Source organism: Exiguobacterium sp. s122, from assembly GCF_018618475.1.
In the GTDB taxonomy this organism is placed as follows: domain Bacteria; phylum Bacillota; class Bacilli; order Exiguobacteriales; family Exiguobacteriaceae; genus Exiguobacterium; species Exiguobacterium himgiriensis.
Map to the genome: position 1 here is coordinate 57,137 of NZ_JACSMD010000004.1, position 20,550 is coordinate 77,686.

A 20,550-nucleotide genomic window follows, 5' to 3' on the forward strand; every position below is an offset into this window, starting at 1 on the left:
CTTTCATATCATGTCACATTCACTCTTTGCATTCAACACAAAAACAGCAAAGACACTGATAAATTCAATACAAAAATGTATACAATAATAGTTTTGGTTTGTATACGATTTTTGCATCTAAATATTTTCTGTATACGTTTCGACGTCGAATTGTATACAGAGACATTTTTGGACTATGTATTTATACAAAGTTCCTGTTGTGAACGTCATTCATATTTGTAGATCTTTTCTATAGAAGAAATACTTGGCACATCTGGATATGATTTAAATAATAGAAGAAGAGATAAAACCATATTCTTCTGAGTTAAAAAAATATAAATAGATTAGAGAGAGTTAAATAAAGATTAATAGAATTAGAAAAAGAAGAGGGTCTCTCAATCCAGTCATACCAATCCTTCTGACGATTTAAGTGAAAAGAGATATTTCAAAAGGGCCATCGTTTCGTTCACAAAGGTTCATTTTTTTTCAACTCTGATTTGAGAATTAAAAAACAAGAGAAGATTTAATTCAGTAAATCCTTGATTACTTAACTACTTGGTTTGATTTTTTTCCTAAAAGTAAAAAAATCAGATTCAGTATGCAATGATGACTTAGAACGAATGAGAAACAATATAAACAGAAGGAAATACCTGAAAAAATGGGTCGTTTTCATATATATTTTCAAAAATGAACATGACAAATAGACCATCATGCGATAGCCAATTTTGCCTGGTTCTCTTTTAGTCGTTGGTGAAGATAGAAAATTGGCTCCTCAAAGAACAGCTTATGGGTGCTCGAGTGGACCAAGTCCTCACGATGGTGTAGGAATGCTTGTTTTAACTCTTCGACGACCTGTTTGAACGTCTCGGCCCCGAAAGTATCGCTCATCGAGAAGAGTGAGTCACGGTTGACTTTGAGGGCGTCAAAGTCGAAGAACTCCCCGACTCGCTTGCGCAACTCGAACCAGAGGAGTTGAACTTCAGTGCGGTCTTTCTTTTTGATCTGCTTACTGTCTTGCGCAGCCGATAGCTGGACTTCGAGTAAGAGCGGTCGCGTCACGTCTTGGACTCGTTTCTTGAGCGAGATGTTCTGTTTGACCATATTTAAGAAACGCTTACTGTCTTCAACAAGCGACACTTGGAGGAATTTGAGACCAGACATCATCTTTTGGATGGCGAGCTTATGGCCACAGTATTTAGGAAGGAATCCTTTGATCTCATCGTAGGTCAGGATGGCCTGTTCATTTGACTGGACATGGACATCTTTCTCGACCTGGACGATTGTCCGTAGCGCGAGTCGCAACGTATTCACATTATCGAGTGCGACCAGTTCGGACAAGAGGCCGTGCCAAACAGACGTATACCCGGTCTTCGAATCGACCGTAGCACCGTCTACAAACAAATCACGATAGTTTTCAAGGTAATCCGTCAATTGGATTGAGATCACTCCTGGGAAGTGACGGACGACCGTCATAAGACCATTCTGTTCAAATGTTTTTAAGTTATTATGTAGGGAGCGGATCGACGTGCATGCAAAATCCGCGACCATGTGGTCTTCGATAAATTCTATTTTCCCTTGGTCGTCAGCGTAGGCGAGAATAGAGAGCATATGGCGGATCCGAGACTTGGTCCATTTGAAGGCCGTGAAACAGGCCGGGATGTTATAATGATGCTGCTCATAACGATAATGATCGGCTCGTTTTGTCCAACGCGTCAATCCGCTCATCGCGACCAATAGTTTATTGGCGACCAAAATATGTCGATTCGTCTCTATCATCTCTCCTACACCTCCCCTATCCTAAAATATGCTAGTTTCAGTATCCAGCTCTTTCAAGATAGTGTCAAAGTGCGTTTTCAGTACGGCATTTTGTTACCAAAATGAAAAAAACGTTGGTATGAAGCCATTTTGAACGAATAAAAATATGCACTTTCAGTACGGTCATTTATTACCAAAATCGATTAATCCGCTCTATAATGCCATTCATATTGAAAATAAAGTAGATTTTTTTAGTCAGAAAAGAGAAAAGTGTAGTGTCAGTACGGCATTTTGTTACCAAAAACGAAAAAGTGTAAGTTTGGTACGGTCGTTTGTTACCAAAAAAGAAGAAAATGCAGTTTCAGTACGGTCATCTGTTACCAAAAAGACAAAAAGAGTCTCGAAAATTTATTTTTTATAGGGCGACGAATCGGTAAAAGTGTGGTTTCAGTACGGTGTTTCATGACCAAAATAAGAAAATGTAGTTTCAGTACGGTCATCTGTTACCAAAAAACAAAAAGTGCAAGTTTGGTACGGTCGTTTGTTACCAAAATCGTTGGAATCTGATATAAATGAACGCCATACTCACTAAAAAAGGTGATCAGATTGAATATCAACCGAATCTAAAAAGGGAAATTCGAGTGAAAAATTTTCAAACTACCTCATTTATAAAGAAGAAAGAGAGAAGAGTGTAAGATTGGTACGGCATAATCAAAAAATTGTTTCATGACGTCTCATGAGTCTGGATACTAGTTGAGCGTTTTGGCCCATTTTCATCGTTAAATCGATTCATGTGAAACATTGGTGCAGCTAAACTGAAAAAAGAACCCAGATAGACTGGGTTCTCCACGATATCAATTACAATAATAACGTGTCCACATGACCTGGCAATTCCCAAGACTCCAACGGGTAGAAGGTGAAGAAATAATAATCACCAGAGCGATGCCATTCCTTCAGGATGAAATCATGTTCCTTGATTCGATCCAGATTCAACTCAAGCTCTTTTAGGTTATCGGCCTTTCGGACCTTGTTGAATCGAATCGAATAGGTGAACTGACGCCAGTGCCTACGGACGGGTTGTTGCTCCCCTGTCTGGATGGAGCTCATCCGCTCTTTTTGAAGGACGAAGGCCAGGTGATAAGCGAAGCTGCCTTTCAACTGTTCGATTTGTTCCCCATAGATGCTGACGATCTGTTGTTTCAACAGGTCGTCGTAAATCTCCTCACTGACCGTGACGATGACCTGGCTCTCGGCTAATGTCGTCGCATTTTTAATGGTAACCGAGGAGAACAGGCCTCGGATGAAGAAGTCCCCGTCCTCGTTGTGGCCTGCGACCCGATAATAACCGAGCTTCATGAGACGTTGCGTCGTCAAATCGTAGCTTTTCCCACTATCGTTCGCATACAGCTTCTTGACGAGCTGCGAGAGCGGGAAGATGATTTTCCGGCTAGTCTGGAACGTCATGTCCCGATACGCCAGAATCTCTGTGAAGGCCTCGAAGTCTTTCGAGTCAAGGTCTGGCACTTTCCCGTTCAATTCTTGGATGAATTCTTTGCTGACAAGGACCGAAAGGTGGTCGGGAATCCCCTTCTTATATTTCGGGACCACCGTGTCATAGTTCTGAAGCTCGAGATTCAACTGCGACGCTTCATTCAGTTTCTCATCCAACAGGTCCGTCTGGTTCTTGATGCGGTCAGACATGCCGAAGAATGGGATATCGACGGCGAGCGTCGGAGAGTGGTGCGCCGTCGGTTGGTTGAGGTCGACCTCTTTGGCGACCTCCCAAAGAATCATCAAAACGTCCGTCTTGAGTGAGGTCTTCTTCTGATTCACCGTCTTTTGGGACCAGTAAGGATACGTATGGATCAACAGATTCGGATTCTCAGCCCATTCCTTCAACTCTTGGATGCATTGTTGCATATAACCTTCGATGGTTTTCACGTGAAACTCTTTCAAGAAGGCTTCAGGGCCGACCAAATGATGATATGCGGTAATCATCTCGAACCGGGCACGCAATTCTTTTTTCGGGCCACGCCCCTCTTCGTAGTTTCGGATGGCAGCCTGCACCCATCGCTTCTTTAGCTTGTTGAATGAATGATAACGTATCTTCTTATAAGAAGCCTCTAAATTTTCGAATTGATAGTGCTCTTGATAAAGTGTCGTGACGAATTCCTGGATATCAAAGATAGACACGCTGTGGAGAATCTCCTCCATACGATGTCTTTGAATAGCCGTGACCGCTTGAGAAATGATGAGTTGTTGCGAGCGGCCATTGGAGGTTGATTGAGTCTCCATATTGATCACCTCTTCTAAGGATAAATATAGCACAAATTTGGTGGCACTTAATTAACGATTTTAAATTATTTCAAATACCGTAAGTCCCTTTTAAAAGTGTGTGCCGGCACACACTTTTAAAGAATGTAAGTAAGATAATTTCTTATTCTTTGATTCAGTCCACAAGAAATCAAGAGGTTAAAAGGCGAGTTTCGAATAAATAGAAATAAGGATGTTTCCATGTTTTATCCTTTTCGCCGGTGATTACCGATGAAATTCGACGATGATCTTTCTAAAGTGAGTTTTTCACGTCTTCAATCCGTTTTGCTAACGAAAATTAGTGAAATTCTTTAAATCCTGTTGAATATTTATAATTTCAATAGGAACAAAAAGTGTGCGCCGGCGCACACTTTCTAGTCTATAGACATAACATCGTGTGTAGTTTTTTTATTTGACCGACCGGGCGCAACTCGCTGCTATAGGGCCAATTAGTGAGCTGAATCGCGGACCTTATCGCTGCTCGGTCTTCCTTTTCTCGCGAAACTCTTAGAAATCTAGTCATACTCTCAATTGATGCACTCAGTGATTTCTATTTTCGTACTGCCGTCGCAGTGTCTCCGCTTATTAAAAAAATCAGCCATTGCTAAGCTGTAAATCTACCGCGGAATCCAGCCGGCATTACACGAATTCGCCCGAGGGGGAACGGAAGTACGTCTCGAACCCACCCTCTGTGTGAACTGCCCAATGCTCGATTGATCTACAAATCCCTAGAAGTACTAGCGTGTATTGGCAGATGCAATGGAGAAGCATGTTATGCTTTGGACCGTCATCGGGGACCTAAAAAAATCAATTGAGGCTGTGTCTACTTTTACTGTCCTCAATCACACGAAGGTGGTTGCTGGGTATGGAAGATGCTCCGCCTGCCTAAATAAAGGTTCGACCAGGGCACATCAAGGGCCGAAAACGACAAGTCATATTTCAGTTCGTCCGAAACGTGACTTTATCTATAATCTAAAAAGTGTGCGCCGGCGCACACTTTTTAGATTATAGACATTAAATGGTGAACTTAGGGCGCATAAATAGAGGAGGTTGAAAAAATAGATAACAGAACCGCCCGTGAGTACTCGAATTCTAAGGTTAGCAGTATCGCGTTTGAAACATGATACTCTAATAAGAAGAAAGGAAGGGTGATTAAATGAATTTTGAAACAAAATATTTGATTAGGTGGGGAATTCCCGGGTGGGTGTTCATATTTTAGTTATTCTTTTATTTTTCATTCACGCAAAATAATTACTCCGAATTCGTAAAAAATGTTCCGTTGCTGATATCTTTGATAGTTGCAGGGGTGCCTTTAGAATATCTAATTTATCAAATCTATTTTGTCTTTTTTTGGAGTATTAGAACAAAAGACAGTTTGAACAAATTTAGAACCGAGCTTGGAGACAAATTTTCTCCAGACGCAACCTTTGGTACTCTCTACAAGAATAGAAATAACGATTACTACTATCTTGAGCACGTGTGGCATTCTATGTTGTTGGAACAGGATGAGGGGGTCCGGGCTTATTTAGAGGGGCGATATAGACATTTGCTGAGCACTGTCCATGGGGTAGGGACATTGTTTGTCAGTGCAACAGGGTCACTAGTCCTTGTCTTCCTCTTGTTAGTTCGTAGTTTGATCACAGGCGAAGAGCCATTGCTGTTTTACATCGGTATTGCAATGCAAATCATTATCTTAGCTGCGGCTGCTCTAAACTATAGATACTTTTCCGATGATCTTCGTGCGTTTCAAATCAGCATGTTAAATAAATATCTATCTTGAAGCGATGTGCCAAAGGATTTAAATCATAGTTCTAAAAATACAAGATAGACTAGTGATTATAAAAATGCTTATTGATTTCTTTTTCATCTAAAAGGAGAGATGAATCATGTATATTCTTGAATCATCTCTTTTTGATGAAATATCTGTAGTCGTTATGATGAAAATTTTCAGCATCTTACATATTCATTTAATTTATCCAATATAAATATCAACCAAGCAGACACGAAAGCATTCATCATATTTTTGCTGGGAAGTTAAAAGGAGTATGGGTAGAAGCCGGATTTTGCAAAAACATTTATCACAACAGAGGTTATTCCTCTTCGTTCTGGTTCATTTCAAAAAAGAAATCAATAAAATCTTTACCAAACCTTGAGATTTCGAACTGCTCCTTAGATTTAAATTTAGGTTCTTTCAATTTTGGTAAACGATTGGACTTCGGATTTGAAAGTTTTTCAAGGTATGTAAAAATATTTTTGAATGTCTTTGAGATTTCTTTGAGATCATCAACGACATTAAGATCTGTGCGAGTTGTCAATAAACCAATCCGAAGCAAATTTCTTCTTACTGCTTCGTACTGTTCATAGGATATCCCATGTCTCTCCATGACATCGTGAAATGTCTCTTTAGAACCCTCTTGGTACCAGAATCGAGTCGAATTCATTAGCCGTAAGACCGAAATATCGATTATTCGTAATTCTTTCAACACGTCGTAATAGGTTAAGACAAAGTCTTCTGATACAAAATCGTGTTTCGTGATTTGTACAAATCCATTGACCATGTACTTAATTTTTTCTTCTTGTTGCTCGTCTATCGCCGAGTCTATTACATATTGAAACAGTCTATCAATCTGCTCTTTTTGTTCACTGGTTTTAGAATCGAGATTAGACTGAATGGATTCCACTTTTAAATTTAACTCTTCAGCGACACGTATCATGTTTCTTTCGAAGCGAGCACGTTTATAGCCTTGAACGGCTCCTGATACCCCGGGGATAAATGAGCTCGCCGCATCTACAGCTAAATCACCTGCCGCACTTGCGATAGACTTCTTAGCTACCTCCGCACTTATTTCGCTTCCTACTGTCAAAAAAGTATCCAGAGCAAATTCACGGCTAGATTGCTTCACATCTTCTTTTTTGTCTCTGCCCATTGAACTCATTCCTTTCATCATAAGTAATTCTATTTTATAGGAAATGTATGATAAACGCTTTAGTGGGAATAGACGTACATATTGCAAAAGTTGTTTCTACAGAAACAATAAGTTCAGGAATAAGAGAATTGAGATTGGATAGATAAATATTTAAGGAAAAGAAATCGTAAAAAGTACGAACAAAGTAATAAAGATAATTAATATTGTTGGTGTAAAAAAGAGAATACTTACTGCTGACATTTGATTCTTGGTTTCCTGATGACGTATCCAGATATTTTAACCAGATAGATGCTCACATTCTGGGAGAACGTCTAGAATCAGCTAGCGTTTCCAACAGAAAAAGTGTTGTTCGTGAATCGGAAAGCCCTAAAGCCTCATTCATTTTCCCATCCGTTAGCCGTGTTCTTTAGGCCTAGCAATGATCTAAAAGATATCATGTCGTTGAGTATACGGGAAAATAAACCCCATATGATCGTTATTAAGTTTATATTAAAGTTATTTAGGATTATCCAATCATCGTGAGGAGTGATCTCGTGGCGAAATTAAATCAAATAGTTGAGGAGATTTCAAATATTTTAAGTGGAGAAAAGGCTTATAATTTGCCGAGTGTCTGTGGAAGATATGGATTAGACGAGGGAGAAGAAAGTGAGGCGTTCTCTAGTAAGAGGTTGTATGTCCAAAAGAGGTTAAAGGGGAAGAATCAACTCTTTCTTTTGGACCTCTCTAAAAGAATTATTGATGATTATGGAGAAAGTGCCAAGTCTCTATCAAAATTAATGTACAGTGTGAATCCCAAAGGGGTTTTTGAAATCAGTGAAATAACCAGAAAAAACATTTTTGATGAGCTATACAAGCGAACTGACTTATGGGGGAGAGCAGATGTCGTTTCTTTCTTTAAAAGAATTTGGGATTTAGACGCGATGCCTTCAAGAGATGGTAGATTTGATACAGCTGCTCAGGATATTTGGCAACACATGATTAATAATTATGACTATGATGAACAGTTCTTATTGGAGGAATACTTTGAATTGTTGATAAAAAACGACCAAGAATTCATGAATTTTTTGGAGCAATTAGTTCATCCAATGATAAGAAATAAATCCTCCCAAGAGTCATATATCAATTTATTGAATGAACATTTGCATAATGATGGATTTCATCTATATCCTACTAGCCAACTCTCTGGATACCCGATTTATAAAGTTCATAGAATTCAAAACGGAGTGAGAGGCGAAGTAAAGAACCTTATTTTTGCTGCTGTAGGCGCCAAGCCAGAAATTATTATAAATGATTCTCTCAACAATGACATTACCATTGTAAAGCACAAAGACAACTGTTTGGTTTATGAAAAACCAATATCTTCTGACGGATTGTACTGGGCAGAATTAGTTGATTGGTGGAGCGATATGAATCCTACGCTGACATCCTATAAAGAAAAAGAAGTTTCACTGTACAAACGATTGTTAAATTCGTTAGATTCTCCACCAGAAATTACTTTCTTTAAAGCGTATTTTCAGTTATTCAGAGGTCAATATCATCAAAACCTGCCTGCGCTAATCCCTCAAGTTTATCTTCATTATGATCCCTATACAAAAAGACAGCGGAATGGAGAAATTTATTTGCCACGTCAGAGAATGGATTTCTTATTGCTTCTTCCAAATCGAGAAAGAGTTGTTATTGAAATTGACGGGAAACAACATTATTCAGAAGAAAACATTGCTAGTCCTCAACGGTATGCAGAGATGGTTTCGGCAGATCGGGATTTGAAGTTACATGGGTATGATGTCTACAGATTCGGTGGTTATGAATTAATGAATGAAGATAAAAGTGCTGAACTGATGAAAAACTTCTTTAATAGCTTCTTTAAGAAGTACGACATTAAAACTATAAATGCCCAATAACCAAAAATAGAAATTAAACATAGGTGATTGTTAGTTTTTAGAGATTGAAAACAAGATGCCTTCCTGCTCGCTCTTTTTTATAAGTTGCAAAGGTTTTATTGACAGTAGAAAAAAACCTAATACGTCCATAATTGATTTATGTTGCCTTTCAGATGATGATAGGTATCTTAATGTTCAACGAAACAAATTTATCCGAGTGTTCAGGTATTTATTCAAACGGTAAGTCAGCGTTCGATACGTTTGAGAGTCGATCAAGTGATTGCAAGTAACCGTTCGTCGTATTTATCGATTCGTGACCTACCAATTGCATGACCCCAATCAACGAATTGCCGTTTGCTAGGAGCTTTGTGATGTAGGCCCGGCGGAACCAGTGAGGCGGGGTCTTCTCTTCATTCGCTACATGGTCGACTGCCTGATGACTCATCAGGCGCAGGGCCTCATATGTGATGGCCTTGTTGTTTTTTTTCGTGCTAAAGGCGATGAAAGGAGACGAGACTTCCTCAATCATCATCAATGTCTGCAGCCGGTTCACGAGGTGAATCGCCTTCTTGATAACCGGGATGCGGCGCCACTTGTCACGTTTCCCTTCACTTCCAGGTAGTATGTATACTTATTTCGCTTTACGTCGTGAACTTTATTGATAAAAGTTTTGCGCCTCCCATGCCAGTCATTAATAATTAATAGCCAATCGTCTCGTTCCGGAGCTCCATGAGCTCCTTTTTTCTCGCCTGTTTATATGAAACAAGTGCCATCGGTCACTCACTTGCTGAATCGTCTCATCGGCTAAACGGATGGCCTCCCGAAACTCGACGGATCCAAGCACAGACGGTTTTGAAATTCCGAGAAGGAAGTAAGGCGATCGGGCGTCGCGTCTCTAGATCACAGATGATTGTCCCGTACTTTTTTTGTTTTCTTCAGGCTCAGTCATCAATGCCAACCAGCGAGGGTCAGACATCTTTCGATGATGTTGTTAGCGTTTCAATAGTTTGATTAGCGTACTATCGCTGATATTGTTCAAAATACGTTCCAGTCCGATAGCACTCATCCCACTTAAGAGCCTCAGTAGCCCACATTCTAAACGAATCGTTCTGCAGGAGTGTGGTCGATACAGGGATAGAAATCTTTCCGTAAAGATGCTTGAGGGACAGTTTGGTTCGTCGTAGAAGAAACGTCTTGCCTGAATTCGTAGCTGAACATCATATCCGAACACACGCTCATCGTGCAATGTCCTGATGTATCGGCTATGGATACGTTGTGAACCTTTAGTGCAATGGGGACAGGGTGCACACGACTTTTTTCCATGAGAAATGAACTGATACGCTTCATTGCAACGGTTCACCTCGACTACTTCTAGTTCTGGAAAAAACTCGTTTAACATGATTGATCCCTTCAATCCTTTTAGTAAACTAATTCTCGAAGATTACCTTCATCAAAAGTGAGGAAGAACCAATTTTAAACCGCTGTTGACAATGGACAGCATTGCAAAATTAGAACCGTGACATTTATACGATGCGATCTAATTCGGTACCTGGAGATATATTCCTATTACGATTTTTATCTGTTCATAATGTTAATTTTTAAGACAAGATGTAATTGCAGGAACAGTTTAGTCCAAGATGGTTTAAATATGGAACGGTTCATGTCGAACTCCTCCCTATTTATGAACGGTTTTGGTACCTATTTATCCTTTTCTGTTTTCACCAGTTCAGAGAATATGTCCGGGACTCTCTCTGCGACTATCGAGGTCTCAAAAAAAAAACAAGCGGTCACCTAACAGCGACTACTTAGCGATGTCATGTAATTGTTTGGCGATTAAATCCGCATCTTTGAATCTAATATTGTCACGATATTGAATTCGAATATTACAATTTAGAAAATAAATACAATATAAAGAATATTAAAAAAATTTTAACGATTAAAAGAATTTATGATACAATTTAGTAAATAAATAGGAATGGATGTGTTTGGAAATGGTAAAAAGATTTTTAATTAGTGTGTTTGGTATGTTCTTAATCGTTGGTTACACTTTACCCTCTTCTGTTGCTGCGAATTCAGAGAGTACAAGTAATTACTTGAATGAGGTTAAAAGCAACCAGATAACAAATTTTGTAATGATTGATGATTCAAACAGCATGTTAAAGTATACATATACTGCAAATGGACAAAGTTATTTAGTCGAAGAAAAATTTGTAAACGATAAAAAAGTGGTTAGTAAGATCTTTGTTAAAAACCAAAAAACAGGGAAATACAAAAAAGAAGATGTCATCACTACTTCGTATTTAGAGAACGAAGGAACGGTAGTTCAAACAAATGAATCTTTTGAAGTAATTAGTAATGTCGATATTGATTCAATGAAAAGTGTTATCGAAAAAAACACTGAAGCTTATGACGACTTGACTCAAAGTCTAAACCTATCGGCTTCTTCGTATACACCATGGACATATAGTAGTACTAGCTATGGAAATAGTACTCCAACGAAATGGTTAGTAGGTGCGATTGGTATAACAATTGCCGCCATTACTAAAGTTCCTGCCACTGTTAAATGGGTTACGAATATTGCAAACCTAACTTTCCAGCTTTATAACGATAAAGTATATTACAAATATGTTTCTTATCATAGAGGATCTGGCTTGACTTCGGAAGTGATGACCCATAGATATGTTTATACAACTAGCAGTTATAGTAAGGCTCTCGGCTACTCTGTTACAGTATCTGGTCGCACGGGCATGCAAGTTGTTTCAACAGTCACGTTATAATTAATATAACATTTTATCAAGATGGCTCTTATTTTTTAAGAGTCATCTTTTTTGACTTTCTTATATAAAACCTTATAGCTAGAATATAATTATAAATAAAGTGATTTCTATTAAAGATAAAAATTATCAATTAATAACAATTTAGTTTTAGCTTTATAAAAATTATTTTGTAAGTGAGAAAAAATGAAACTCGACGCATAAAAAAAGAGAAAAAATAAATCCAATCACAATATGCGATTGGATTCGTCACCTATTTTATAGCTGAATTAAATTTAATTGCCTGCAGTTAGCCCCGTTATTTTAGTTTTATGTAAGTTACAAATTTGCACCATCGGACCATCTGGTTAATCCATATCCAAAAACAAACAATGTTACAAGTAAGAAAACAATCCATAAGTAATAGCCTTTTGTTCCTCTGTTATTTATCGCCATCACTAAAGTCCAAGCAATTAATGAAAGTGGCCATAAAAGAAATAGCCAAATGCCTTTCAAAAAAATAGCTAAAACTCCCAACATCAATGAGGCATATAACAGAATAGTTCCAATTTTTTTCATACTTACTCCTTTGTGCTTTAAAAGTATAGTTTTTAATAATTTAACAAATTCATTTTAGATTTTTGGGTATTTTTAGTTGTTACTGATAGATTAATGTAACCGTATATGTATGTCAAACAATCATTTAAAAAGTGCTTCTTAATTACGACGTAGCGATATTTATGGTACTCAACTACTGGTAATTTTTCACAGGGTTCATATGAATGATTAAGAAAAAATTGATAGTCATTTACAGATGTGTTCCGATGTTATTGGTATTATCTCCTTTATATACTCAAATAAAAGAACAGTATGCTTTCATTACTAAGAAAATGTTTGTATAGCCTTTTCGATTAAATAAGCTCTACTTTTTAAAAGAGGAATAGAACTTATTTAAATGGCAAATTAGCATTAGAAAAGTTTGAAAGTTCGTTGAGAGATTGTAAATAACCGTTCGTTGTATTAATTGATTCATGACCAACCAACTGCATGACTCCAATCAACGAATTTCCGTTCGCCAGGAGCTTTGTGATGTAGGCCCGGCGGAACCAGTGGGGCGGGGTCTTCTCTTCGTGTGCGACATGGTCGACCGCCTGATGGGTCATCAGCCGTAACGCCTCATAGGTGATCGCCTTGTGAGCTTTTTTGGTGCTGAAGGCGATAAAAGGGGACGATACCTCCTCAATCATCATCAATGTCTGCAGTCGATTCACGAGATGGGACGCTTTCTCGGTAATCGGAATGCGGCGCCACTTGTCGCGTTTCCCCTTCACCTCGAGGTAAGATGTATGCTGATTTCGCTTCACATCGGTGAACTTGATTGACAACAGTTCTGCAGCTCGCATGCCTGTCGTCAACAACAAGTACCCGATCGTCTCGTTTCGGAGCTCCATGAGCTCTTTTTTTTGTGCCCGCTTGACGGTATATCGGAACGACTCGGCAATCCGCTCGATCTCGTCGAAATCGATTTCACGCCGAAGCAACTCAGGCCGCTGCTGGTTCTTCACATGGAAGGCCAGGTTATGCAGATGATACTGGTTGACGTGGAGGTAGGTCAGGAGGCGTTTTAACATGTGGTTTTTCCGCTGTGCCGTGCGTGGGGCATACTGTTCGTTCACCTCAAACAAGTAACGATGGATGTCGAGTACGGTCAGGTGTTTTAACCCATCTGTCTTCGTCATCACAAAACTGAGGACGAACTCGAGGTCCAGTTTGTACGCGCGTCGCGTGTGCGGGCTCTTGTCCGCATAGATCGGGAACAGTTCTGTCGCCCAGAACAATTCGATGATCTCGACATCATTCAAGGTCTCGAGATCAATATGGTCCTTCCTTAATGCTTCGGCCAGTTTCGGGTTGGCCCCGGTCAGTTCTCGCAATGCTACCTCGAACGCTTGCTGTTTTTTCTCGATCTCCATGCTTCTCCCTCTTTTCGCTCTCTGTTTTCTACTAAATATCTGTAGTCCTTGAAATATGAGGTGAAATATAAGTAATACATATGTATTTATATTTAAAATACGTTTGTAATTAGATGAATTGATTAAAAAATATGTATTACATTTATATATTTAAGTACAACTAAATTATTAACACTTGTGATAATCTTATATTATCACAAGTTATAAAATTATGTATAAATTCATTATTTTTATATATACTAATTATTGACAAGAATAATCCAATTAAAAGTTTTTATTATATAGGAGGTAAAATCTTAATGGAGGAATTAACTTTTACAATTGAAGATAGCGAAATAGCTGAATTGTTAGGGAGGCAAAACTTCTCTACAAAAGAATCCGCAATCTATGAATTAATTAAAAATTGTTATGATGCTGGATCTGAATTTTGTGTGATTAAAATTTGTGAAGATTTCATTTCTATCTCTGATAAAGGAAAAGGGATGAATGAAGAGGATATTAAATTACATTGGATGCATGTCGGAAAAAGCAATAAAAAGTATAAAGATCCTGAATCAAATAGAGTCCTTGCAGGATCCAAAGGTGTCGGAAGATTCGCGCTTGCGAGATTAGGGAACCATGCCAAAGTGATTTCTAAAAAAAATGAAAGCTCTCCAGTTATATGGGAAACTAATTGGACCAAAAATTCTCTTATAAATGAAAGCGTAAAGGATCTCGAAATTGGGACAACTATTGAGATTAGTGATTTAAGAGATACATGGCGCGAAAAAGATGTGAGAAAATTACAGGATTTTTTGAACCGTGCTTATAAAAGTACAGAAATGACTATAAGTATTGTTTTTGAAGATAATAGTTTTGAAATAAAACCGATATTTAATAATATTCAAATTGGTGAAGATTATGTATCCAAGATAACACTTAAATATGTAAGTGAGACACAAGAGATAAATGTCTCTGTTGTCTCAGATGAATTTACTCCTGAAGTTGAAAGTATTATTAAAAGTAAGGATTTCTTTACCTATAATGACACTTTTAATTTAAATGATGAATTTACTAGTTCAAACATTTTTGAAAGTGATGAGCAAAAGACAAATTTATTAAGGCAAGTTGGAGATTTCAATGCCGAACTATACTTTATTTTAGAGAGATCTACAAAAGAAAATGCAAAAAAATTCTTTTATAAACATAATGGTTTAGTGGGAATAAATACCGGTGTAATACTATATCGAAATGACTTTAGTATTGCTTCTCATGAAGGAAGCAAAGATTGGCTCGAAATTACGGATCGTGCAAGAAAATCACCTGCCGCCGCGACTCACCCTAATGGGAGTTGGAGGGTAAGAAAAAATCAATTATATGGAATGGTGAATATAGATAAGGTTGTAAACGATAATTTAATCGATTTAGCAAATAGACAAGGCCTAGATGAAAACGTTCATTATGAGATATTTAAAAGTATTATAAACTTTGGTATTAGTAGATTCGAAAGATACCGACAATCTATTATTAGAAAGATTGATAATTATAATTTGTTGAAAAATGTTGAAAAACGCCAAGAAAATAAAAAGTTAAATGAGTTTCTAAAAAAACCTGATCAAATTAAAAAAATGACTAAAGAGGATCTTGTTGAAATTGCTGTAGAAATTAAAGATATCAAGAAAGAAAATATAGAGAGTAAAAAAGTTTACAAAGAAAAAGAAGAAAAACATAGATACGATGTAAGAATTTTAAATGTTTTGTCTACACAGGGGCTAAGATCAAGTGCACTTGCCCACGAACTGCATAATAAAAAAAATTTCTTGAGCTCAGGTTTCGAAGACATAATTGAAGCTCTTGTGGAATATGATTTTTGGGATAGATTAAATTCAGAAGAATATACTCAGCACTCTTATAATAATGTTCCTAAATTACTTAATGATCTGCAGACTATTAACTTAAGATTATTAGCATTTTTAGAAATAATATTAAGCAAAATTGAAAAGAAAAAATTTGAAGAGAAGATGAGTTCTATTCAAAGTGTTATGGATAACATTAAACATACATGGGAAAGCCAATATAGCTGGATAAATATAAATCTAATAATTAAAAACGAACTTGAAAAACCCTATGAAATTTCAGATGATGTTCTTGAAGTTATATTTGATAATTTGATACTTAATAGCATTCAGCATAACGAGATGAAAGACAATCTAAATATTAATATTGAATTTAAGTGTAATACTGATAATTTTGATGTTTTATACTCGGATGATGGAATCGGACTGGATAAAAAGTATCAAAATGATCCATTTAGAATTTTGGAAGTCCATGAAACATCTAGAAATAACGGACATGGACTTGGAATGTGGATTGTAGAAAATACTATATACACATATAAAGGTAAAATTCTAAATATTACAGGCGACAATGGATTTAATTTAGAATTTTCATTGAAAGGAAGAGATGTGTGATGAAGACAATTAACATCTGTTATATAGACGATATGATTGATAACATGCTTAATAGATTTATAGTTGAATACTGTAGAACAGTGACTTCAGTTAATACTATGAATTACATATTAAAGCCCACTGAATATGAATTTCAGCCTAGTGACAACTATAAAACTTTATTAGCAAATCCACTAATCAATACTGCAAATATTATAATCATAGATTCAAGATTATTTGAAAATCAGAAATCTGAATTAAGTAAGTTCACCGGAGAGCAGTTTAAAATTATTCTTAAACAAATTCTTCCATTTATAAAAACTATTGTTATTAGTCAGAATGAACCTGACGAAGTTTCGCAGACCGTACCAAAGTATAAATCAGAATTAGGTAAAAATAATAGACAGTTGGCTAAAGAATTTTATACTGAAAAACTCTCTCCCATAATAGATAAAAATGTGCTGAGTACACTAGAAGAATTTAATGTGTTAGATCAGTTAGAAGAGGAAAAAGAAGTAGATCCAATACTTGTAGCTACGATTCAGTCTACAATTGCTGGGATCAATGACACAGCTTTATTTGAAAAGGAAGATTTGGATAAATTAATTGAGCTTTTTAACGAGGTAAAAGTTAGCTATGAAGATTAAAGATTATAGAAACACGTCCTATAAAGAATGTGATTTTAGTATAAATAGTAAGAAAGCTGATTTTTTAGTTTTTTTTTCCTCTGTTCATCCTAAGGCATGGAATGTATATGATCATGTAAGTGTTAAACAAAATGAATTGAATTATAAATTCAGAGAAATGTATTATGAAAAATGTATTTATTGTGGAGTAAGTATTCAAGTTATTGATTCCTCTAACTTTGAGGTGGATCACTTTATTCCAAAAGAAGTCCTAAAAAAAGAGTTGCCAGATTACGATTCACGCTACATTAATGGTATAGATAACTTAGTGAATAGCTGTAAATCATGCAATAGAGCAAAAAGTAATTTTATATGTGAAGAAACAAGTCTGGATCTTATCCATCCAGATAGAAATAAACTTCATGAAATTTATGTTCGAGAAAATGACTATTCAATAAAAATTCATCCAGAGTATAGTACAAATGAAATGGTTTCAAAATTTTATCGGGTCTTAAAGCTAGATAGTCAGCTAAAAAGATTAGACTATTTAATAATGGAGATGAAAGATTTTTGCGAAAGATATAATGACCGTGCTGAAATTATGAAATTACATCAACTTATTTTATCAATTGAAGATAAAAGAAGGAGAGTATCCTAAAATTAAAAGAGTTACAGCTCAAAAGGGTTTTGAGCTGTAACTCTTTTAAATAAAAAATATGAAAAATTTGTAATGGTTTCAAATGACTATTAAATTTAGGGGCTTTCATCGTAATTAAGGTGCTATTGTATTTGTTTAACACGTTTTAACATTACCTGTAGGAAGAAGTTCCGGATGTAAATCAGGATTAAACATATAGTTATTAATATCAGTTGAAGAAATACGAATTGAGTTACCATTTACATTGATTCCAACGTTCAAAATATAATTGTGAAAATCTTCACTGTTCAAAATCTTTTTAGCTATATGCAGACTAGTATCTTTTTTTGGCACTATATATATACCTGAATAGGGGATACTTGAAGTATCAAGTTCATATATCTTTATATGTTTTGTAACCAGAGTAGATAGTAATAGTTTAGGTTGATTTAAATGTTGTAGTGCTTGAGATCGTCCAAACTCATACCATTGAGAACTAACATCAGAATCTCTTTCAAGTAGTTGTTCTTTAAATTGTTTTAAATACTCAACACAGTATGGGAATCTTTCGATGAAATCTTCAGGAGGATACCTTTTTAAATTATTAAATTCATCATAAAAATAAGGGAATATAATTAATTCATTTTTTTCGAGTCGTAAACTATTTGGACTATAAGCATTTTTCAATATTTCTTTTTCAATTTTATATTCATTTACAAAAGCATACTCTTCTGTAACATAATAATCTTTAATCACAAAAGCTTTATTATACAGAGTAGCAATACTTACAGAAGATTGAAAATAATCACCAAATCTCACACTATGATTATTAGTTATCTCTTTTGAGTTTGCTTTAGATGAAAAAATCCACTTTTCGAACAAATGATTTTTGTTAAAAACGTATTTTCTTTTTTTAGTAACATCATGGTAATTAAATTTTTCAATATCTGTACTTTTATTCAGACAAATTATCGAGGAGGAAGTCAGAACATTTTTAAATAGTTTATGAGTCGTGTAATCATAGACATCAGTTAAAAAAGGTACAACTAATTCTCTCAGGTTTTTTGCTGAAACATTTTTAAAAAAATTGTTTGGAACTAAATATATCAATTTTCCATTTACATCTAACATGTTTATACTCTTCTCGATAAATGCATAATAGTAGTCGAATTTCCCTTTTTCACAAGAAGTGAAATTATTTTTAAGAAATAGACGTGTTTCAGAGTCTAGATCGTTGTATGAAATGTAAGGGGGATTCCCTATTACATAATCAAACTGAAAGTTGAATGAATGTTTTAAAATATCTAAATTTAAAATGTTCCAAGAAACATTACTAATTCCATAATTAGATACAAGAGAGTTCAAGTTGCTAATGCAATTCCAATAATGAACTTTGTCTATTTCTGCCCCATAGATATCATTTTCTAAACCTTCTTTGATTTCTCCGAGACTATATTTATTTTTCAAACCGTCTTTTATGTATCTTCTTACAATTTCTCGAAGAATATTCCCGTCCCCACATGCATTTTCTATTACCTTTTTCCCGAAAATATTAGAATCATAACCAATACTATCCAGCATATTGATTACTATATCTGTTGGCGTGAATACCTGACATTTTATGTTCAATTTAATATCCCTACTAACTAATTGATTGATTTACTATTATATTTTCAATTTAATATATTTTACTACATTTTTTTAAAATTATAAAATGTGGAATTGTGTTTTGATTATTTATTTTTTGAATTTAGCAGTATTAAAAAAAGTACTTATATCCAAATCTAATCCATTACAAAACTTTTGTATTGTACTCACTTTCGGATGTTTTGTCCTACCACTCATCAGCTCTGAAATCGTAGCTTGATTCAACCCACCTTTTTGAATTACTTGATGGATCGTCATGTTGCGCTCTGCTGCGAGCTCTTTCATTCGCTCGATGATTGCCTCGTTCAATTCCACTTACTCACCCCACAATCTTAGTACTCTTTATTCGTTATTCTTGAAAAAACCTTCTATTCCTCTACCCTATCATAATCTCTTGATATCAGAGTACTTGTCATTATTTTCTATAATCAAAGCGTTATTTTTTTACAATTGTGCTACAAAACCAAAAATATTGAGTTACTGTCGCTCTTAATCCCTTGTATAGAGCGGATTCGACAAGAATCGTCAACTGTAAAATTTCTGACATATCAGAAAACTGATGATTTTTATTCCTATCCCTGCTATATTGGAACCAACAAAAGGAAACATCTGTTTGGTCGCCGCTCTGGTTTACAGAAAGGGGAAGGCTTATGTATCGATTCGGGGAGTGGTTGAAGGAGAACCGCCGGCTCTCGGGCTGGTCACAGATCGAACTATCAGAGAAGACGTTTGGAGAGATCTCACAGCCCGCCATCAGTCAGTACGAACAGAATCGCTCGGTGCCGTCGATTGCCGATATTGATCACCTGGCCCGAGCGTTCGGACATACGCTCGCGACGGTGCCGTGGGACGCCATCGACTTCGGATACGGGACGAAGCGGTCCGTCACCAAGCTCGAACGACGCCGGTTCGACCTGAAAGAGTTGCCGCAGGCCGACTCGGTCCGTACGTTCGACGGGAAGACATATGAACTGCACGGCTTCATCGGCATCGAGAAAGGGAGCGGCGAGGCGGTCCAGTTGACGCAACTCTACTACCGGATCCGCACGGTCGTCTGTGACGCCCACGTTCTCGCCAAGCGTAAAAATCCGGATGACGAGCTCATCCACGTCAAGAAGCGGAAAAGAGTCCGACAGTAACCGACATCGACGCAGCAGCACATCCTTAAGGATGGTCTAATCCAATCACATACCGGCGTGTCCCTCACCAGTGACCGGGTGGGCGGGATCTATGCACAGATGGTTCGGCGAGAGTCGCCTAAAACTCGCCACAAGGTCACCGCATCGTTCCGGGTCATCGAAAAACCCTGTACAGCTCCTTCGATTCAACGAGGAGCGGAGTTCGTGGGGGAACGGCTAGAAACCCACCGCACCGAATCCGACTGTCCTTAATGATGTGCTGCTGCACATCTAGAGATCAAGGGAAGGAAGTGTGTACTGTGGCATCAAAAGAACAGAAACAGAACCGTAGCTTCGCTGAGAAACTCTTACGCATCCGTGGGAAGGACTACGAGGAGTGGCTCGACGAACAACATCAACAGGTCATCCAGGACAACCAGGAACTCATCATGGAGGCGCTCGAGGCGAAGCTCAGCTTCAAGTCGCCGGCGCACCAGGACTAAGGAGGGAACG

General features: G+C 36.9%; 16 protein-coding genes and 1 pseudogene. 8 read left to right on the forward strand and 9 right to left on the reverse strand.

Translation table 11 applies throughout. The features are described from left to right. Window positions 1-687: 687 nt before the first annotated feature. Entirely contained in the window at window positions 688-1,755 is a 1,068-nt protein-coding gene (locus KNP92_RS13835) for a hypothetical protein (protein ID WP_214841481.1), read from the reverse strand. 837 nt (window positions 1,756-2,592) lie between these two features. After that, window positions 2,593-4,029, reverse strand: coding sequence for a hypothetical protein (locus KNP92_RS13840; RefSeq protein ID WP_214838064.1), 1,437 nt, complete (start codon window positions 4,027-4,029; stop codon window positions 2,593-2,595). A 1,174-nt stretch (window positions 4,030-5,203) separates the two neighbouring features. Here KNP92_RS13840 and KNP92_RS15955 point away from each other — a divergent pair. Beyond that, a pseudogene (locus KNP92_RS15955) lies at window positions 5,204-5,827 on the forward strand (BA5345 family protein). 310 nt (window positions 5,828-6,137) lie between these two features. Here KNP92_RS15955 and KNP92_RS13845 read toward each other — a convergent pair. Then, window positions 6,138-6,974 (reverse strand): hypothetical protein, encoded by an 837-nt coding sequence (locus KNP92_RS13845; protein WP_214841483.1) that lies wholly within the window; start codon window positions 6,972-6,974, stop codon window positions 6,138-6,140. 533 nt (window positions 6,975-7,507) lie between these two features. On the opposite strand from KNP92_RS13845, the gene KNP92_RS13850 reads away from it, so the two are divergent. Then, complete coding sequence (locus tag KNP92_RS13850; RefSeq protein ID WP_214841485.1) at window positions 7,508-8,875, forward strand: AbiJ-related protein; 1,368 nt, start codon at window positions 7,508-7,510, stop codon at window positions 8,873-8,875. 208 nt (window positions 8,876-9,083) lie between these two features. On the opposite strand, the gene KNP92_RS13855 is transcribed toward KNP92_RS13850, so the two are convergent. Both KNP92_RS13855 and KNP92_RS15895 read right to left on the reverse strand, forming a co-directional pair. Further along, complete coding sequence (locus tag KNP92_RS13855) at window positions 9,084-9,479, reverse strand: site-specific integrase (RefSeq protein ID WP_214838133.1); 396 nt, start codon at window positions 9,477-9,479, stop codon at window positions 9,084-9,086. A gap of 366 nt (window positions 9,480-9,845) precedes the next feature. After that, complete coding sequence (locus tag KNP92_RS15895; RefSeq protein WP_214841487.1) at window positions 9,846-10,253, reverse strand: transposase family protein; 408 nt, start codon at window positions 10,251-10,253, stop codon at window positions 9,846-9,848. A gap of 586 nt (window positions 10,254-10,839) precedes the next feature. Between KNP92_RS15895 and KNP92_RS13865 the strand changes: the two genes are divergently transcribed. Further along, complete coding sequence (locus tag KNP92_RS13865; RefSeq protein WP_214841489.1) at window positions 10,840-11,631, forward strand: hypothetical protein; 792 nt, start codon at window positions 10,840-10,842, stop codon at window positions 11,629-11,631. Between the two features lie 315 nt (window positions 11,632-11,946). Here KNP92_RS13865 and KNP92_RS13870 read toward each other — a convergent pair whose 3' ends face one another. Then, complete coding sequence (locus tag KNP92_RS13870; protein ID WP_214838075.1) at window positions 11,947-12,186, reverse strand: hypothetical protein; 240 nt, start codon at window positions 12,184-12,186, stop codon at window positions 11,947-11,949. 368 nt (window positions 12,187-12,554) lie between these two features. After that, window positions 12,555-13,580: a tyrosine-type recombinase/integrase gene (locus tag KNP92_RS13875; protein ID WP_214838078.1), complete on the reverse strand. Its 1,026-nt coding sequence runs from the start codon at window positions 13,578-13,580 to the stop codon at window positions 12,555-12,557. Window positions 13,581-13,879: 299 nt separating this feature from the next. Between KNP92_RS13875 and KNP92_RS13880 the strand changes: the two genes are divergently transcribed. From KNP92_RS13880 to KNP92_RS13890, 3 genes are read left to right on the forward strand one after another with little or no spacing between them, the layout of a single operon-like run. Continuing rightward, a complete protein-coding gene (locus KNP92_RS13880; RefSeq protein ID WP_214841497.1) occupies window positions 13,880-16,030 on the forward strand; it encodes an ATP-binding protein in 2,151 nt (716 codons plus the stop codon). Then, window positions 16,030-16,656, forward strand: a complete 627-nt coding sequence (locus KNP92_RS13885) for a hypothetical protein (RefSeq protein WP_214841499.1) — start codon at window positions 16,030-16,032, stop codon at window positions 16,654-16,656. Before KNP92_RS13880 ends, KNP92_RS13885 begins: the two co-directional genes overlap by 1 nt. Further along, a complete protein-coding gene (locus tag KNP92_RS13890) occupies window positions 16,646-17,293 on the forward strand; it encodes an HNH endonuclease signature motif containing protein (protein WP_214841501.1) in 648 nt (215 codons plus the stop codon). Before KNP92_RS13885 ends, KNP92_RS13890 begins: the two co-directional genes overlap by 11 nt. Before the next feature lie 135 nt (window positions 17,294-17,428). Here KNP92_RS13890 and KNP92_RS13895 read toward each other — a convergent pair whose 3' ends face one another. Next, window positions 17,429-18,853, reverse strand: coding sequence for an Eco57I restriction-modification methylase domain-containing protein (locus KNP92_RS13895; protein WP_214841503.1), 1,425 nt, complete (start codon window positions 18,851-18,853; stop codon window positions 17,429-17,431). A 156-nt stretch (window positions 18,854-19,009) separates the two neighbouring features. Then, window positions 19,010-19,204 carry a helix-turn-helix domain-containing protein gene (locus tag KNP92_RS13900; protein ID WP_214841505.1) on the reverse strand — a complete coding sequence of 65 codons (195 nt, stop codon included), beginning with the start codon at window positions 19,202-19,204 and terminating at the stop codon, window positions 19,010-19,012. Window positions 19,205-19,569: 365 nt separating this feature from the next. On the opposite strand from KNP92_RS13900, the gene KNP92_RS13905 reads away from it, so the two are divergent. After that, window positions 19,570-20,058 (forward strand): helix-turn-helix domain-containing protein, encoded by a 489-nt coding sequence (locus KNP92_RS13905; protein ID WP_214841507.1) that lies wholly within the window; start codon window positions 19,570-19,572, stop codon window positions 20,056-20,058. 299 nt (window positions 20,059-20,357) lie between these two features. Continuing rightward, window positions 20,358-20,540, forward strand: coding sequence for a hypothetical protein (locus KNP92_RS13910; protein ID WP_051627825.1), 183 nt, complete (start codon window positions 20,358-20,360; stop codon window positions 20,538-20,540). The last annotated feature ends 10 nt before the right edge of the window (window positions 20,541-20,550 follow it).

Excerpts from the sequence above, each read along its gene's own strand:
- KNP92_RS13835 (WP_214841481.1), bottom strand. The coding sequence starts at position 1,755 with ATGATAGAGACGAATCGACATATTTTGGTCGCCAATAAACTATTGGTC.
- KNP92_RS13840 (WP_214838064.1), bottom strand. The coding sequence starts at position 4,029 with ATGGAGACTCAATCAACCTCCAATGGCCGCTCGCAACAACTCATCATT.
- KNP92_RS13845 (WP_214841483.1), bottom strand. The coding sequence starts at position 6,974 with ATGGGCAGAGACAAAAAAGAAGATGTGAAGCAATCTAGCCGTGAATTT.
- KNP92_RS15895 (WP_214841487.1), bottom strand. The coding sequence starts at position 10,253 with ATGTTAAACGAGTTTTTTCCAGAACTAGAAGTAGTCGAGGTGAACCGT.
- KNP92_RS13870 (WP_214838075.1), bottom strand. The coding sequence starts at position 12,186 with ATGAAAAAAATTGGAACTATTCTGTTATATGCCTCATTGATGTTGGGA.
- KNP92_RS13875 (WP_214838078.1), bottom strand. The coding sequence starts at position 13,580 with ATGGAGATCGAGAAAAAACAGCAAGCGTTCGAGGTAGCATTGCGAGAA.
- KNP92_RS13880 (WP_214841497.1), top strand. The coding sequence starts at position 13,880 with ATGGAGGAATTAACTTTTACAATTGAAGATAGCGAAATAGCTGAATTG.
- KNP92_RS13885 (WP_214841499.1), top strand. The coding sequence starts at position 16,030 with ATGAAGACAATTAACATCTGTTATATAGACGATATGATTGATAACATG.
- KNP92_RS13890 (WP_214841501.1), top strand. The coding sequence starts at position 16,646 with ATGAAGATTAAAGATTATAGAAACACGTCCTATAAAGAATGTGATTTT.
- KNP92_RS13895 (WP_214841503.1), bottom strand. The coding sequence starts at position 18,853 with ATGCTGGATAGTATTGGTTATGATTCTAATATTTTCGGGAAAAAGGTA.
- KNP92_RS13900 (WP_214841505.1), bottom strand. The coding sequence starts at position 19,204 with ATGAAAGAGCTCGCAGCAGAGCGCAACATGACGATCCATCAAGTAATT.
- KNP92_RS13905 (WP_214841507.1), top strand. The coding sequence starts at position 19,570 with ATGTATCGATTCGGGGAGTGGTTGAAGGAGAACCGCCGGCTCTCGGGC.